Origin of the sequence: Bradyrhizobium sp. 139, from assembly GCF_023074175.1 — a bacterium.
Taxonomy (GTDB): Bacteria; Pseudomonadota; Alphaproteobacteria; order Rhizobiales; family Xanthobacteraceae; genus Bradyrhizobium.
The window spans coordinates 40,339-54,449 of the sequence record NZ_JADPKS010000123.1 but is presented as its reverse complement, the minus strand read 5'-3'; the positions used below and the strand labels follow the sequence as shown (position 1 = coordinate 54,449).

Genomic DNA, 14,111 nt, shown 5'->3' with positions numbered 1-14,111 from the left:
CTAGTAGCCGCTGTTGTTGGCCGCGCCCGCGGCGCCGAAGCGGCTCGCCGAGAACGCGCCGACCAGCTCCGCCTCGAGTGCGCCTTGCGCAACCATGCGCGCGATCTCGAAAGCGTGGTTGGAGGCCAGCGTCACGCCGGAATGGCAGCAGGCGACGAAGGCGCCGGGATGCGTCTCTGACTGGTCGTAGATCGGAAAGCCGTCCTGCGGCATGACGCGGATGCCGGCCCAGCTCCGGACCACGTTGAGCCGCGCCAGATGCGGAAACATCCGCTGCGCGCGGTCCGTCATCACCGCGCTGATCGAGTGCTTCAGCGTGCGATCGTCGAGCTCGTCCTCCTTGCTGTCGCCAATCATCACCGTGCCCTCGTCGGTCTGGCGGATCGTGGTCAGCGGATGCGGCAGGAACGGCATGGTGCGCTCGGTCACCACGATCTGGCCGCGGGTCGGGCCCATCGGCGCGTAGAGGCCGACCATTGGCGCCAGCGTCTGGTTGGCATTGCCGGCAGCGAGCACGATCTTGGCGGCGCGCAGCTCACCCTTCGGCGTGGTCAGGCGGAATTCGCCGCCGCTCTTGCTGATTGCCGAGACCGGACGCTCCGGGAAATACTCGATGCCGAATTCCTTGAAGCCGGTGTGGAACGCGCGGAACGTGCGCAGCGAATTGACGTGGCCGTCGAGCGGACAAAAACTGCCGCCGGAGACCTCGGGCCCGATCAGCGGCAGCGACTTCTTCACCTCGGATGCGGAAAGCATCTCCATCTTGTAATCGGCCGCACCGGTCTGGTTGTGCATGCGCTTGACCAGATCGGTGCGCTGGCCGAACTCATCTTCGCCGAGGGTGAGATGAAAGCCGCCATTCTGCTGGAGTGCCACATCGAGCCCGGTCTGCTGCTTCAGCTCAGAGGCGAGCCGGCCCCATGCTTGCGACGCCTGCACGGTCCAGACCGTATAGGCCGGCATGCCGAGCCCTTTGCTCTGCACCCAGACCAGCGCAAAATTCGCGCGCGAGGCGCGCTTGCTGATGTCACCCTCGTCGAGCACGGCCACGCTCTTGCCGAGCCGGCCGAGGCCCCACGCAATGGCGGAGCCGAGCAGTCCGCCGCCGACGACGGCGACGTCGTAATCCGTTCGCATAGATTCTCCTATCGTCCCGTATCGCCCTTGCCGGCGAGCACACGGTCGAGCCCGTAGAAGCGGTCGAGCAGAATGAGGGCGGTCATGGTGATCGCGATCACGCAGGCCGAGACCGACGTCACCAGCGGATCAATGTTGTCCTGGATGTAGAGGAACATGCGCACCGGCAACGTCTCGGTGCCGGGTGCCGCAAGGAAGACGGTCATGGTCAGATCGTCGAAGGACTGGATGAAGGCGAGCGCCCAGCCGCTGATGACGCCGGGCAAGATCAGCGGCAGCGTGACGCGGCGGAACAGCGTCCAGCCGCCGGCGCCTAGCGACACCGCCGCCATCTCAACCGAGAGGTCCATGCCGGTTGCTGCCGCCAGCGTCAGCCGCAGCGCGAACGGAAACACGATGATGACATGCGCGATGATCAGCGCCGCAAAGCTGCCGCCGAGCCCAGCCGAGGTGAAGAAGCGCAGGAAGGCGATGCCGAGCACGACGTGCGGGATCATCAGCGGCGACAGGAACAGTGCCGCCAGTGCGTCTCGACCGCGGAAACGATAGCGCGCGATCGCCAGCGCCGCCGGCACCGCGAACAACAGCGCCACGAAAGATGAGAGCGCGCCCAGCCCGAGGCTGACCCAGAACGCGTGGACGAATTCCGGATAATTTGCGATCGCCCTGAACCAGCGCAGCGAGAAGCCATTGGTCGGCAGCGACAAAAAGCCTTCGGGCGTGAAGGCGACGAGGCAGACCACCAGGATCGGCGCCACCATGACGATGACGAAGATGGTGTGGAAGATCAGCGCGAGCGGGCCGTTCCGGCTCATCGGAACACCTCCGCATAGCGCCGCTCGATCAGCGCGTTGCTGCCGACGACGATCAGCACCAGCGCGACCAGCAGAAGCGTTGCGACCGCGGCACCGAGCGGCCAGTTCAGCGTGTTGAGGAATTCGTCATAGGCCAGCGTCGCCGCGACCTTGAGCCGGCGGCCGCCGATGATCGCGGGTGTCGCGAAGGCACTGGCCGAGAGCGAGAAAACGATGATCGCGCCCGACAGCACGCCCGGCATGATCTGCGGCATGATGATGCGGCGGATGATGGTCACGGGGCCTGCGCCGAGGGACATCGCGGCATTCTCGATCTGCGGGTTGAGCCGCTGGAGTGCGGCCCATACCGACAGCACCATGAACGGCATCATCACATGCGCGAGCGCGATCACCATGCCTGTTTCGGTGAACATGAAGGGAATGGGGAAGCGGATCAGCCCGGCCGACATCAGGAGCTTGTTGACGAGACCGTTATTGCCGCCGAACAGCAGCGCCCAGCCGAGCGTGCGCGCCACCACGGAGATCAGCAGCGGCCCGAGGATGACCAGTAGGAAAAAGCTCTTCCAGCGGCCGCTCATGCGGTTGAGGATGTAGGCTTCGGGTGCGCCGAGCACTGCGGTGAGCAGCGTGGTCAGGACCGCGATGCGAAACGTCCGCCAGAACATCTCGGCGTAATAGGGATCGGTCGCGATCTCGTGCCAGTTCTTCAGAATGAAGACCGGCTCGATGCCTTTGTACTGGCCCCAATCGTGGAACGACAGCATCACAGTCATCGCCAGCGGTATCAGCAGCACGCCAACGAACAGCATCAAGGCGGGCGCGGTGAGCGCCCACGGCGCGCGTGCGTTTCGTTCCTCGGCGGCCGCGCTCATGCAGCAGCTCCGCCGCGGACGCTCATGTCCTCCGGTCGCCAGCTGAGGCGAACCGCCTCGCCTTCGGCGGGCTGCCTCTCGCCGTCATTCTGACGGATCACGATCGCCGGGCCGCATTCACTCTCGCACTGGAACAGCCAGTGATTGCCCTGGAAAATGCGCGTGATGATTTTCGCGCTGAGCCCCGCATCGCCGAAGCCGATCCGCTCAGGGCGAATACTGATCGTTACAGGACCGCTGAGCCCGGCAGGCGCAGGCGCGCTCCACGAGCCGGCGATCAATCGCGCAGGCGCACTCGCCCGATCGATCGTCGCGGCAAAGTCGTTGGTCTTGCCCAAAAACTGCGAGACGAAGGCCGAAGCTGGCTTCTCATAGGTCTCTTGAGGCGTGCCGATCTGCTCGATGCGGCCCTGGCTCATCACCACGATGCGGTCGGACAGCGACATCGCCTCGTTCTGGTCGTGGGTGACCAGGATCGTGGTGGTGCCGATGGTGCGCTGGATCTGCCGCAGCTCGATCTGCATCTCCTCGCGCAGTTTTGCGTCGAGATTGGACAACGGCTCGTCGAGCAGCAGCACGCTCGGCTTGATCACCAGCGCGCGCGCCAGCGCCACGCGCTGCTGCTGGCCGCCGGACATGCGGCGGGGATGACGGTCCTCGAAGCCGGCGAGGCCGACCATCGCGAGCGCGGCGCGGACGCGCTCGGCCCGCTCGCCGCGCGGCACATTGCGCATCTCGAGGCCGAACGCGACGTTCTCCGCCGCCGTCATGTGCGGAAACAGCGCGTAGCTCTGGAACACGATGCCGAGCCCGCGCTTGGCCGGATGGATCGCGGCCAGGTCCTTGCCCTCCAGTCGGATCGCGCCGCGGGTGGGATCGAGGAAACCAGCGATCATCTGCAGGGTCGTTGTCTTGCCGCAGCCGGAGGGGCCAAGGAAGGAGATGAACTCCCCCTTCCCCACCGCGAGACTGAAGTCGTCGACGACAGTCTGCGCTCCGAATTGCTTGGCGACCCCTTCGAGCTCGAGATAGGCCATGGCACTGTCTCCGCTATGACCGATCAGCGCTCGACCTCACGGTTCCAGCGCTTGGTCCACTCCTCGCGCTTCTCGTTGATGACAGTCCAGTCCGGATTATAGAGCTTTGCCGCGCGCTCGCCGAGCGGCGCCATCTTGCCGAGCTCCGGCGGCACCACCAGCGATTTCAGCACCGGGCCGTAGCCATAGTCCTTCAGCATCACGAGCTGGATCTTGGGATCGAGCAGCATCTTGACGAAGTTGGATGCGAGCGGCGAAGCGTTCGGCTTGGCGATCGGGCACGCTGTCGTCAGCAGCGTCGCCGCACCTTCCTTCGGATAGACGAAGTCGACGGGGAAACCAGTGTTGGCAAAGCTCTGCACGCGGCCGGTGCCCCACACCGCGATCACGGCCTGACCGGACTGGAACAGCTCGGTCATCTTGCCCGGCGACGGCTCGTAGGCCAGCACGTTCGGATTGATCTGCTCCTTGAAGATCTTGAAGCCGGAATCGACATTGGACTCGCCGCCGCCGTTCATCTTCGACAGCATCACCAGCGCTTCGAGACCATAGGTGTTGTTGATCGGCGGGATCACGAGCTGCTTGGCGTATTTCGTGTCCTTCAGGTCGTTCCAGGAGGTCGGCGGCGCCCAGCCTTTCTCCGCGAACACCTTGGTGTTGTACATCAGGCCGGTGGCGACGATGCCGATCGCGACCGCGCGATCGTCCTTGAAGCGGGCGGTGTCGTAGAGATCGGCGGGAACACCTTCGAGCTTGCCGCAGAAGCCGAGTTGGATCGCCTGGTACATCGGGCCGTCGTCGACGATGGCGACGTCGATCTGCTGGTTGCCCTTCTGCGCCTGCAGCTTTGCCAGCGTGTCGGTGGAGTTGCCGGCGACGTACTCGACCTTGACGCCGTTCTCCTTCTCGAAGGCCGGGATCACCTCGTCGCGGATGGTCTTCTCGAACGAGCCGCCATAGCCGGCGACATAGAGCGTTTTCTGCTGGGCCGAGACGGCCGACGGGGCGGCAATGAGCGCCGCGATGCTGACCGCTGTCAGAAGGCGAAAAGTCTTCATATGGACCGATCTCCAATACCGGAATGAGATGACGTGCCGACGAGTCTCGCTGGCTGAAGCGCCTTCCGCATTTTCTTCCGCGCAAACCCCTCTCCGATCAGGGCTCCGGCCCCTGCTCGCGGATTTTGGCGCGATCCGGAGGTTGAACCCCTCCAATCTGCCGAAAAAGCGGGCTGTCTCCAGTCCTGATGAAAAAGATCGCAAACCCTGGCTTCCATCGTCCAATGAATAATGGCACCTTCTGCATGCCTAAATGTTATGGATGGAATTGGGTATGGGCCGGATCAATTCGCGGCAGGTAGAGGCCTTCCGCGCGACGATGCTCACGGGCAGCGTGACCGAGGCGGCGGCGCTGATGAAGGTGACGCAGCCTGCGGTCAGCCGGCTGCTGCGCGACCTCCAGGCGCTCTTGAAGATGGAGCTGTTCGAGCGGCGCGGCACCGGGCTGGTACCGACTGCCGCAGCGATGGCGCTCTATACTGAAGTGGAGCGCTCCTTCGTCGGCCTCGAACGCATCACCGCGGCGGCCGAGGAAATCCGCGGCCGCCGCACCGGCTCGCTGCGGATCGCAGCACTTCCGGCGCTGTCGAACGGTTATCTGCCGCGGCTCACTGGCCACTTCCTGAAGGAGCGGCCGAACCTCAACCTCGCCTTCTTCGGCGTGATCTCGCCGATCGTGGTCGACTGGGTGCTGAACAATCAATGCGATGTCGGATTTGCCGAGGTGCCGATCGCGCATTCCGGCCTGCCGAGCCAGAAGCTGCCGGCACCGGCGCGCGTCGCGGTGCTGCCGACAGGCCATCGCCTCACGGAAAAGGAAGTTTTGCAGCCTCGCGATTTCGAGGGCGAGACCTTCATCTCGCTGTCGGCGGGATCGTCGAGCCGGCACCTCGTCGACCAGATCTTCCACCGTCACGATGTCCGCCGCGTGCTGCGGGTCGAGACCGCGCTGTCGGAGATCATGTGCGGCATGGTCTCGTCGGGGCTTGGCGTCGCGATCTGCGATCCCTTCACCGCACAGGAATTTTCCACCCGCGGCGTCGTCGTGCGCCGCTTCCTGCCGCGCATCGACTTCGAATTCTCCGCGGTTTTTCCGGCGCAGCGAAGCCCCTCGCCGGTGGCGCTGGATCTGGTCGAGACCATGCGCAAGGCGCTCGCCGAGTTTGAGGATTAGAACGCGTTTGGGTTGAAGCGATTTCGCCACGGGCTCGCTGCAACCTCTCCCGCTTGCGGGGAGGTCGGCGCGAAGCGCCGGGTGGGGGCTCTCTCCATAGGGGGAGCGCCCCAATGCGGAAACACCCCCACCTCAGCCCTCCCCCGCAAGCGGGAGAGGGAGCGCACCGTCGTCGTGGCAAAGCGGCGCTCAGCCGTTGAATGCGGCCTGTGCCTCCGGCAAATCCCAGATCTTGCCGATCGCGGCGTTGCCGGCTGCGGTGATTGCCGCTTCGTCAGCGGCGAGATAACGCCCGGCATCGATCAGCATGCGGCCGTCGACCATGACCTGATCGATATTGGCGCGGTTGGCGAGCGCGATCAGCGCGCGGCGCGGATCGAACAGCGGCTGAAGATGCGGATGAGTGAGATCGACGACGGTGAGATCGGCGGTCGCGCCCGGCTCGATCCGCCCGAGGTCAGGCCGCTTGATCACGTCGGCGGCGATTGCCGTGTTCGCCTCGATCAGCTCGGGCGAGTTCGCGACATCGGCGCGCGCTGAGGTGATCTTGGAGATCAGCGAGGCGGCATTGAGCTCGCCGAGCAGGTCCATGTTGTAGCCGTCGGTGCCGACCACCGTGCGCACACCGTGCTCCGCAAACCGGCTGAACGCGGCGGTGACGCCGGCGCGCGCGAACACGCGCGGGCAATTCAGAACCGTCATGCCGCGCGCCGCCATCAGCTTGAGATCGTCGTCGCTGCTGAACATGCAGTGCGCCGCCATCAGATCGGGCGCCAGCAGGCCCAGCCAGTCGAGATATTGCGCCGGCGTGCGGCCGCCATAGCGCTTGCCGATGGTCTCGACCTCGGCGCGGCTCTGCGCCATATGCGTCGTGATTGGCACGCCAAGCTCGCGCGCCCGCGCGGCGCAGGCCTTCAATAGATCGGGGCCGCAGGTGTCGGTGGCATGCGGGCTCATCGCAAGGCTGATGCGACCGTCGCCACGATTATTCCAGCGCCGGTAGAGCGCATCCCATGTCGCCATGTCGGCGGTGCCGTCGTCGCCGGCATAGTGGACCACGCCGTCAGGGCCGGCCTTGGCGTCGGAGGTCGAGAACAGATAGGGCGCGCCATAGAAGCGAATGCCCATCTCCTCGGCGGCGTCGAACATCTCGGGGATCGAGTTCCGGAACGGCTCCATCACCGTGGTGGCGCCGCCTTTCAGGAGTTGAAGGATGCCGAGCCGCGCGACCGCCATGCGCTCTTCAGCCGACAGCAGATCAGCGCCGCGCTTGGTCAGCGGCAAAAGCACCGTGTAGACGATGCTCTGGTTGTTGCGGCGACCGTTACCGTCCTCGGTGTGACTGCGCGCTACTGCTTCAGAGAAACAGTGATTATGCAGGTTGAGGAGGCCCGGCAGAACGAATCGGCCGGGACGGTCATGCACCTCGTCGGCCTGCGGCTTGTCGCGCGTGACCGCGGCGATTGTCTTGCCTTCGACCAGAACCCAATGGTCGCGCAACACGTCCTGCGCGCCGTTCTTGCGTGACAGCACATAGCTGCCGAAAATTGCGATCGTGCTCATGCGGGACGTACGTTCCAGAAGACGGCGGTGCCGTCGAGAATGCCGGTGATGGCTTTGCGATAGGCGGTCGGCTGCTTGTACAGCCCGATCGGAATATAAGGGATTTCCTGGAAAGCCACCGCCTGGATCTGGCGGCAGATGCGCTGCTGCTCCGCGAGCTCGGAGGCCGCCAGCCACTGGCTGCGCAGGCCGGCCATCTTCTCGCTCGCATACCAGCCGGCGACCTTGCCCTCGCCGCGGATGTTGGTGTTGCCGGCCGGATTGAGCCAGTCGATGCCCTGCCAATTGCCGACAGCAGCGCTCCAGCCGCCCTGCCCGATCGGGTCCTTCTTGAGCTGACGCTGCAACACGACAGCGAAATCGAGCCCGGCATATTCGACGTTCATGCCAGCCTTGCGCAGGCTGTCGACGGCGATCTCGCCGAGCGGCTTCTGCGCCAGTGAGTTGGTGGGGACGAGCACCACGATCTTCTCGCCGTTGTAGCCGGCGGCTTTCAATGCGGCCTTGACCTTGGCGTAGTCGCGCGGACCGCGAAACACGTCGAGGCCGACCTCGCTCGCCATCGGCGTATTCGGCGCGAAATAGCCGATCGGCGAGACCTGGAAGTTCGGATCGGTACCGGCCACCGCGGTCATGAACGAGGACTGATCGATCGCACCGAGCAGAGCACGGCGAACGGCAGGATTGTCGAACGGCGGCTGAAGATGATTGAGGCGCAGCATGCAGGCATAACCCCGGGGATCGAGGATTCGCGTCTCGATGTCGCCGGCGGCCTTGATCACCGGCAGCAGATCATGCGGCGTGGTCTCCTGCCAGTCCTGCTCGCCGGTCTGGAGCGCGGCGACGCCGGTGCCGGCGTCAGGCGTGGTGGTCCAGACCACGCGGTCGTAATGCACGATCTTCGGTCCCGCGGTCCAGTCCGGCTTGCCGTCGGTGCGCGGCTGGTAACGCTCGAACTTGGCGTAGGCGTTGCGCGCGCCCTGCACGCGCTCGTCGGCGAGGTAGCGGAACGGACCGCTGCCGATCACTTCGGTCAGCGGCTTGAATGGATCCTGGCTCGCCAGCCGCTCCGGCATCATGAAGCAGGCATTGATCGCGGCCTTGCCGAGCGCCTGCGGCAGCAGCGGGAACGGGCGCTTGAGGCGGAAGCGGATGGTGCGGTCATCGGCGGCCGAGAGTTCGGCGGTCGCCTCCATCAGCTCGCCGCCAAAACCGTCGCGCGCGGCCCAGCGCCGGATGCTCGCGACGCAGTCGCGGGCGAGCACGCGCTCGCCATCATGCCAGAACAGGCCGTCGCGCAGCGTAAGGTCCCATTGCAGGCCGTCACCGGAGATGGCGTGGCCAGACAGCATCTGCGGCGAGACCTGAAGCGAAGAACTCATGCCATAGAGCGTGTCGTAAACCATGAAGCCGTGGTTTCGCGACACCTGCGCGGTCGAGTAGATCGGATCGACGAAGGCGAGGTCGATCACCGGAATGAAGCGCAGCGTGGTCTGGGATTCGGCGCGGACGATGCCCGGGAATGACAGCGCCGGCATTGCGGCGGCGGCCTTGAGGAGCGAACGGCGGGAGATAGGCATTATAAGGAGCTCCTGACGAGATCGAATTGCATCATTCGTCTCTCACGTGTTCAACAAGACCGCACCGATCGCGGCAGCGACGGCCTGCTGCGCCGGTTCGATCACGGGCACGCCGATCGCATCCGCAATTGCTGCGCGGTGCGAGGCAATGCCGGCGCAGCCCATCACCACGACGTCGGCGCGGCATTGCGTGACCAGCGCGCGGCCGGCTTCGATCAACCGGCCGCGGATGTCAGCGCCTGCCGTCTCCGCCGCGCTCGCACCGACCGACCAGCTTCCGGCGTATCGGCTGTCGACACCCATCACCCGCGCCATGCGCTGCTGGCGGCGGATGCTCGACGGCGACAGTGCGATGACGCCGAAACGTTCGCCCAGCATCAGCGCGCGAAAAATGCCGCATTCGGCGATCCCCAGCACCGGGCGCCCGCCGGCCGCCTCGCGCACCGCATGCAGGCCGGGATCGCTGAAGCAGGCAAGCACGAAAGCATCCGCATTGTCGCGGGCAACGCGGTTGACCAGCGGCATCACGACGCTGTCGGCGTCGCGCTGCGAGCTGATGCCGGATGGTCCCTCGGCAAGGCCGACCACTTCGATCTTCGGCCCACCGGTGATCCTGAGCGGCGCGATCGCGTCATCGATCGCCGCCGTCACCGATGCGGAGGAGTTGGGATTAATGACGAGGATGCGGGTCATGGCGCTGCCTGGCGGTTGCCAGCCTCGTGGCGCAGGAAGTTTTCCGCGATCTTCTCGCCAGTCGTGATCCAGACATCCGGGCATGACTTTGCGTAGGTCAGGAACTCGCGCAGCAGGCGCAGCCGCATCGGACGGCCGCTGCATTGCGGGTGCAACACGGTCGTCACCATCGCGCCCCAATCGCGCACTTCGTCCAGTTCGTCCTTCCAGATCGAAAGCACATGCTCCTTGGGGAAGATCGAACGCGGGCTGAAGCGCGCGGAGAGGCCGTGCATCCAGTCGTCATAGCTCGCCGTCACCGGTAGCTCGATCGTGCCGGGCTTGCCGTCGGCGAGGCGATGGCGATAGGGCCGCACGTCGTCGCGGAAGGAGGACGTGTAGACGATGCCATGGCGCACCAGTGCCATCCGCAGCTCTTCGGTAAACTCGCCGTAAGGCGCGCGATAGCCGGTCGGCGTAACGCCGAGCCGGCGCTTCAGCGCCTCGAAGCCACGCTCCAGCTCCTCCTCGATCCAGGGATCACCGGGATCAGGCAAGAGATGGTGATAACCGTGATGGCCGATCTCATGGCCAGCTTTGAGAATCGATTCCCCCATCGCCGGATGCGCATCGACCGACCATCCCGTGACGAAGAAGGTCGCCTTGAGGTCGAGCTGGTCGAGTAGCTCCAGAAGTTTCGGCGTACCGACGCGCGCCTCGTAGCCGCCATAGCTCATGGTGATGAGCCGCTGCGCGTGAACCGCATCCTTGCTGGTCCACGCACTTTCCGCGTCGACGTCGAAGGAGAGGAACATCGCCGATTTGTACGGCTGCGGCCAGGGATATTCCGGTGCGGGATCCGCGGTGTTGGCCGGGACAAGCGGGATGCTCTGAAGTGCCTTACTGTCCAGCATTGATGGTCGCCTTCTCGAGTGCGTTGTCTGTCAGTTTCCACTTGGCGAGCAGGGTACGGTAGGTGCCGTCCGCGATCAGCGCATCGACCGCCTCCAGCATCGCCTGCTGCAGCGCCTTTTCCTTGACCGGCAGAGCTATGCCGGTGAATTGCTGCGCGATGGGCTCGCCTACGGCCGCATAGGTGCCGGGCTCGAGGTCCATGATGTAGGGCAGCGTCTCGTTGCCCTGGGCGGCGGCGTCGATCCTTCCCTGCCTGAGCTGGGTGCGGGCATCGGCCGATCCGTCGGTGCCGACGAACTGGATCGGATTGGTGCCGCAATTCTTCTCGCTCCAGGCCGCGATCTGCGCCGGGAACATGGTGCGGCGGCTGGCGCCGACCTTCTTGCCGCAGAGCGCGGCCGCGTCCTTGAACTCTGCCTTGCGCGACTGCTGCACGAAGAACTGCGGACCGCTGCGCAAATAGTCGACGAAGGACGCGATCTCGTGCCGGCTCGCATAGTCGGTGAAGCCAGACAGGATGGCGTCCACCCGTCCGGTCGTGATCGACGGCATGAACTCGGCGAAACTCGTCTCCTGCCATTCGATCTTGACGCCGAGCTTGCGGCCGAGCGCCTCGCCGAGCTCGATGTCGAAGCCCGTGAGCGCGTTGGTGGCGGGATCGCGGAACTCCATCGGCGGATAGTTCGGCACCAACGCCATCTTGATGCTGCCGCGCTTACTGATCTCCGCCGGCAGCTCGATCGCTACTGCCGAAACACTCATGGCGCCAATAAGCGCCGCCGCAACCACAAATATCTTCATCAACACGCCCCCATATCAGATCACTGCCGAAAGAAATGCCCTGGTGCGCTCCTCGCGCGGCGCACCCAATACGTCGAAGGCGCGCCCCTGCTCGACGATCGCGCCCTGGTCCATGTAGACGACGCGGTCGGCGACCTCGCGCGCGAAGCCGAGCTCGTGCGTCACCACCATCATGGTCATGCCGCTCTGCGCCAGCTCCTTCATAACGGCAAGCACTTCGCCGACCAGCTCGGGATCGAGCGCGCTGGTCGGTTCGTCGAACAGCATCAGCATCGGCTTCATCGCGAGCGCGCGGGCAATCGCCACGCGCTGCTGCTGGCCGCCGGAGAGCTGTGCGGGATACGAGTCCGCCTTGGCGGACAGTCCGACACGGCGCAGCAGCTCGACGGCTTCGGCGCGCACCTCGTCGGATTTGCGGCCCTGCACCTGGAGCGGGCCTTCGGTGATATTCTCCAATGCCGTCCTGTGCGGAAACAGGTTAAAGCGCTGGAACACCATGCCGGTCTTCAGCCGCTGCCGCCCGATTTCCCGCTCGGTGAGGCGGTAGAGCCGCCCGCCCTGCTCGCGCACGCCTAACAGCTCGCCATCGAGCCAGATTCCGCCGGCATCGATCGCGGTGAGCTGGTTGATGCAGCGGAGCAGTGTCGTCTTGCCCGAGCCGGAGGCGCCGATCAGACACATCACCTCTCCGGGCCAGACGTCGAGCGAGACGTTTTTGAGAGCCTGAAACTCGCCAAAGTTCTTGCTGACGGAGCGGATCGCGACGAGGGGTTTTGTCATCGGGCGAACTGCAATGTGCCGCGGGCAAAACGGCGTTCGAGCAGCATCTGGAGCGGCGTCAGGACCGAGACCACGAGCAGGTACCAGAGCCCGGCGACGATCAGGAGCTCGATCACGCGGGAATTGGCGTAATAGATGTTCTCCGCGTTGTGCAGCAGTTCCGGATACTGAATCACGCTGGCGAGCGAGGTCGCCTTCACCATGCCGATGAACTCGTTGCCGAGCGGCGGGATCACCACGCGCATCGCCTGCGGCAGGATGATCCGGCGCAGCGCGCGCAGCCGTCCCATGCCGATCGCCTGCGCCGCCTCATACTGCCCGATGTCGACCGAAAGCATGCCGGCGCGCATCACCTCGGAGGTGTAAGCGCCCTGGTTGATGCCGAGCCCGAGCAGCGCGGCAAGGAACGGTGTCATGACATCGACGGCGCGCGCACTCCACAGGCCGGGAATGCCAATGGTCGGGAATACCAGCGCGAGATTGAACCAGAGCAGCAGCTGCAGGATCAGCGGTGTGCCGCGGAACAACCATGTGTAGCCGGCCGCCACAGTCTTCAGCACCGGGTTGGGCGACAGCCGCATGATCGCGACGACGACGCCGAGAAAGATGCCGAGCGCCATCGCCAGCACCGCCATCACCATGGTGTTGACGATGCCTTCGAGGATGACTTTGGCGGTCAGGAAGCGGCTGACATAGGACCATTCGATCTGTCCGCCGGCGAAGGCGCGCACGATGGCGGCCAGCACGAGGACGATCAGGGCCGCGCTGAGCCAGCGAAACCAGTGCGGCTCGCGCACGATCCGCATTCCCGACAGATCGGGGAAACCCTCCGCGAGTGCCGGCGCCGGCTTCATTGCGACGCCGCGTTCAGCATGGGCTGGGCCACCGCATTCGCGCCGAGGCCCCATTTGTCGAGAACGGCCTTGTAGGAGCCGTCGGCGATCATGGCGGCGAGCTTTTCGGTCACGACCTCCCGCAAGGCCGTATCGTCCTTGCGGAACATGATGCCCTGATAACCCTTGGCGAAGGGCTCGCCGACGACGCGGTATTTGCCGGGCTCCTGCGTTTGCGCATAAGGCAGCGTCTCGCTGCCCTGCACGGCGGCATCGATGCGGCCCTGCTTGAGCTGGTTGCGGACGTCGATCGAGTTCTCGCCGGGGACGTACTGGATAGCGGGCTTGCCGGCCGGCTCGCAATTCTGCTTGCTCCACTTCTCGATCTCGACCGGGAAGCTGGTGCTGCGCGTGGTGCCGATCTTTTTGCCGCAGAGATCGGATGCGGCCTTGGCCTCGTTCTCCGCCATCACGAAGAACTGCGGCCCTGTCGCCAGATAGTCGACGAAATCGGCGGTCTCGCGCCGCGAGGCACGGTCCGAGATGCCGGAGATGATGAAATCGGCGCGCCTGGTCTGGAGCGAGGGGATCAGCTCGGCGAACGGCGTCTCGCTCCAGACGATCTTCACGCCGAGCCGCTTGGCGAGCTCGCCCGCCAGATCGATGTCGAGCCCGACCAGCTCGCTGGTTGCGGGATCGCGATATTCCATCGGCGCGTAGGTGGAGTTGACCGTGAGCTTCAACGTGCCCGCCTGCTTGATCTCCGCCGGAAGCTCGGCCGCCTGCGCGGACGTCACGGCAGCCAACGCTGCAAACCCGAGGAAATGCGAGAGGCGTGTCATGTCAGCTCCTTTGCCAATCCCTTTGCCAGCGC

14 protein-coding genes are annotated in these 14,111 nt (G+C 65.1%); 1 reads left to right on the top strand and 13 read right to left on the bottom strand.

The window, feature by feature from the left end:
* Genes IVA80_RS28110 through IVA80_RS28090 form a run of 5 tightly spaced genes read right to left on the bottom strand, consistent with a single transcriptional unit; the run spans position 1 to position 4,919 of the window.
* Positions 1 to 1,137, bottom strand: a complete 1,137-nt coding sequence (locus IVA80_RS28110; protein ID WP_247437718.1) for an FAD-dependent oxidoreductase — start codon at positions 1,135 to 1,137, stop codon at positions 1 to 3.
* Between the two features lie 8 nt (positions 1,138 to 1,145).
* Positions 1,146 to 1,952, bottom strand: coding sequence for an ABC transporter permease (locus IVA80_RS28105; protein WP_027570300.1), 807 nt, complete (start codon positions 1,950 to 1,952; stop codon positions 1,146 to 1,148).
* Positions 1,949 to 2,824 carry an ABC transporter permease gene (locus IVA80_RS28100; protein ID WP_247437715.1) on the bottom strand — a complete coding sequence of 292 codons (876 nt, stop codon included), beginning with the start codon at positions 2,822 to 2,824 and terminating at the stop codon, positions 1,949 to 1,951. Before IVA80_RS28100 ends, IVA80_RS28105 begins: the two co-directional genes overlap by 4 nt.
* The gene (locus tag IVA80_RS28095) at positions 2,821 to 3,861 is read right to left on the bottom strand and encodes an ABC transporter ATP-binding protein (protein WP_247437713.1); all 1,041 of its coding nucleotides are present in this window, start codon (positions 3,859 to 3,861) and stop codon (positions 2,821 to 2,823) included. Before IVA80_RS28095 ends, IVA80_RS28100 begins: the two co-directional genes overlap by 4 nt.
* A gap of 23 nt (positions 3,862 to 3,884) precedes the next feature.
* The gene (locus IVA80_RS28090; RefSeq protein ID WP_247437711.1) at positions 3,885 to 4,919 is read right to left on the bottom strand and encodes an ABC transporter substrate-binding protein; all 1,035 of its coding nucleotides are present in this window, start codon (positions 4,917 to 4,919) and stop codon (positions 3,885 to 3,887) included.
* Between the two features lie 274 nt (positions 4,920 to 5,193).
* Between IVA80_RS28090 and IVA80_RS28085 the strand changes: the two genes are divergently transcribed.
* On the top strand, positions 5,194 to 6,093 hold the full coding sequence (locus tag IVA80_RS28085; protein WP_247437708.1) for a LysR substrate-binding domain-containing protein: 900 nt from the start codon (positions 5,194 to 5,196) through the stop codon (positions 6,091 to 6,093).
* A gap of 189 nt (positions 6,094 to 6,282) precedes the next feature.
* Here the strand turns inward: IVA80_RS28085 and IVA80_RS28080 are convergent, their stop codons facing one another.
* Genes IVA80_RS28080 through IVA80_RS28045 form a run of 8 tightly spaced genes read right to left on the bottom strand, consistent with a single transcriptional unit; the run spans position 6,283 to position 14,079 of the window.
* Entirely contained in the window at positions 6,283 to 7,656 is a 1,374-nt protein-coding gene (locus tag IVA80_RS28080) for an amidohydrolase family protein (RefSeq protein ID WP_247437706.1), read from the bottom strand.
* Entirely contained in the window at positions 7,653 to 9,236 is a 1,584-nt protein-coding gene (locus IVA80_RS28075) for an ABC transporter substrate-binding protein (RefSeq protein WP_247437703.1), read from the bottom strand. Before IVA80_RS28075 ends, IVA80_RS28080 begins: the two co-directional genes overlap by 4 nt.
* 42 nt (positions 9,237 to 9,278) lie before the next feature.
* A complete protein-coding gene (locus tag IVA80_RS28070; RefSeq protein WP_247437700.1) occupies positions 9,279 to 9,929 on the bottom strand; it encodes an aspartate/glutamate racemase family protein in 651 nt (216 codons plus the stop codon).
* Positions 9,926 to 10,822, bottom strand: coding sequence for a polysaccharide deacetylase (locus IVA80_RS28065; protein WP_247437697.1), 897 nt, complete (start codon positions 10,820 to 10,822; stop codon positions 9,926 to 9,928). Before IVA80_RS28065 ends, IVA80_RS28070 begins: the two co-directional genes overlap by 4 nt.
* Positions 10,809 to 11,624 carry an ABC transporter substrate-binding protein gene (locus IVA80_RS28060; RefSeq protein WP_247437694.1) on the bottom strand — a complete coding sequence of 272 codons (816 nt, stop codon included), beginning with the start codon at positions 11,622 to 11,624 and terminating at the stop codon, positions 10,809 to 10,811. Before IVA80_RS28060 ends, IVA80_RS28065 begins: the two co-directional genes overlap by 14 nt.
* Before the next feature lie 15 nt (positions 11,625 to 11,639).
* Positions 11,640 to 12,404, bottom strand: a complete 765-nt coding sequence (locus IVA80_RS28055) for an amino acid ABC transporter ATP-binding protein (RefSeq protein ID WP_247437691.1) — start codon at positions 12,402 to 12,404, stop codon at positions 11,640 to 11,642.
* The gene (locus tag IVA80_RS28050) at positions 12,401 to 13,258 is read right to left on the bottom strand and encodes an amino acid ABC transporter permease (protein WP_247437689.1); all 858 of its coding nucleotides are present in this window, start codon (positions 13,256 to 13,258) and stop codon (positions 12,401 to 12,403) included. Before IVA80_RS28050 ends, IVA80_RS28055 begins: the two co-directional genes overlap by 4 nt.
* The gene (locus IVA80_RS28045) at positions 13,255 to 14,079 is read right to left on the bottom strand and encodes an ABC transporter substrate-binding protein (protein ID WP_247437686.1); all 825 of its coding nucleotides are present in this window, start codon (positions 14,077 to 14,079) and stop codon (positions 13,255 to 13,257) included. Before IVA80_RS28045 ends, IVA80_RS28050 begins: the two co-directional genes overlap by 4 nt.
* Positions 14,080 to 14,111 lie beyond the last annotated feature (32 nt).

Excerpts from the sequence above, each read along its gene's own strand:
- IVA80_RS28110 (WP_247437718.1), bottom strand. The coding sequence starts at position 1,137 with ATGCGAACGGATTACGACGTCGCCGTCGTCGGCGGCGGACTGCTCGGC.
- IVA80_RS28105 (WP_027570300.1), bottom strand. The coding sequence starts at position 1,952 with ATGAGCCGGAACGGCCCGCTCGCGCTGATCTTCCACACCATCTTCGTC.
- IVA80_RS28100 (WP_247437715.1), bottom strand. The coding sequence starts at position 2,824 with ATGAGCGCGGCCGCCGAGGAACGAAACGCACGCGCGCCGTGGGCGCTC.
- IVA80_RS28095 (WP_247437713.1), bottom strand. The coding sequence starts at position 3,861 with ATGGCCTATCTCGAGCTCGAAGGGGTCGCCAAGCAATTCGGAGCGCAG.
- IVA80_RS28090 (WP_247437711.1), bottom strand. The coding sequence starts at position 4,919 with ATGAAGACTTTTCGCCTTCTGACAGCGGTCAGCATCGCGGCGCTCATT.
- IVA80_RS28085 (WP_247437708.1), top strand. The coding sequence starts at position 5,194 with ATGGGCCGGATCAATTCGCGGCAGGTAGAGGCCTTCCGCGCGACGATG.
- IVA80_RS28080 (WP_247437706.1), bottom strand. The coding sequence starts at position 7,656 with ATGAGCACGATCGCAATTTTCGGCAGCTATGTGCTGTCACGCAAGAAC.
- IVA80_RS28075 (WP_247437703.1), bottom strand. The coding sequence starts at position 9,236 with ATGCCTATCTCCCGCCGTTCGCTCCTCAAGGCCGCCGCCGCAATGCCG.
- IVA80_RS28070 (WP_247437700.1), bottom strand. The coding sequence starts at position 9,929 with ATGACCCGCATCCTCGTCATTAATCCCAACTCCTCCGCATCGGTGACG.
- IVA80_RS28065 (WP_247437697.1), bottom strand. The coding sequence starts at position 10,822 with ATGCTGGACAGTAAGGCACTTCAGAGCATCCCGCTTGTCCCGGCCAAC.
- IVA80_RS28060 (WP_247437694.1), bottom strand. The coding sequence starts at position 11,624 with ATGAAGATATTTGTGGTTGCGGCGGCGCTTATTGGCGCCATGAGTGTT.
- IVA80_RS28055 (WP_247437691.1), bottom strand. The coding sequence starts at position 12,404 with ATGACAAAACCCCTCGTCGCGATCCGCTCCGTCAGCAAGAACTTTGGC.
- IVA80_RS28050 (WP_247437689.1), bottom strand. The coding sequence starts at position 13,258 with ATGAAGCCGGCGCCGGCACTCGCGGAGGGTTTCCCCGATCTGTCGGGA.
- IVA80_RS28045 (WP_247437686.1), bottom strand. The coding sequence starts at position 14,079 with ATGACACGCCTCTCGCATTTCCTCGGGTTTGCAGCGTTGGCTGCCGTG.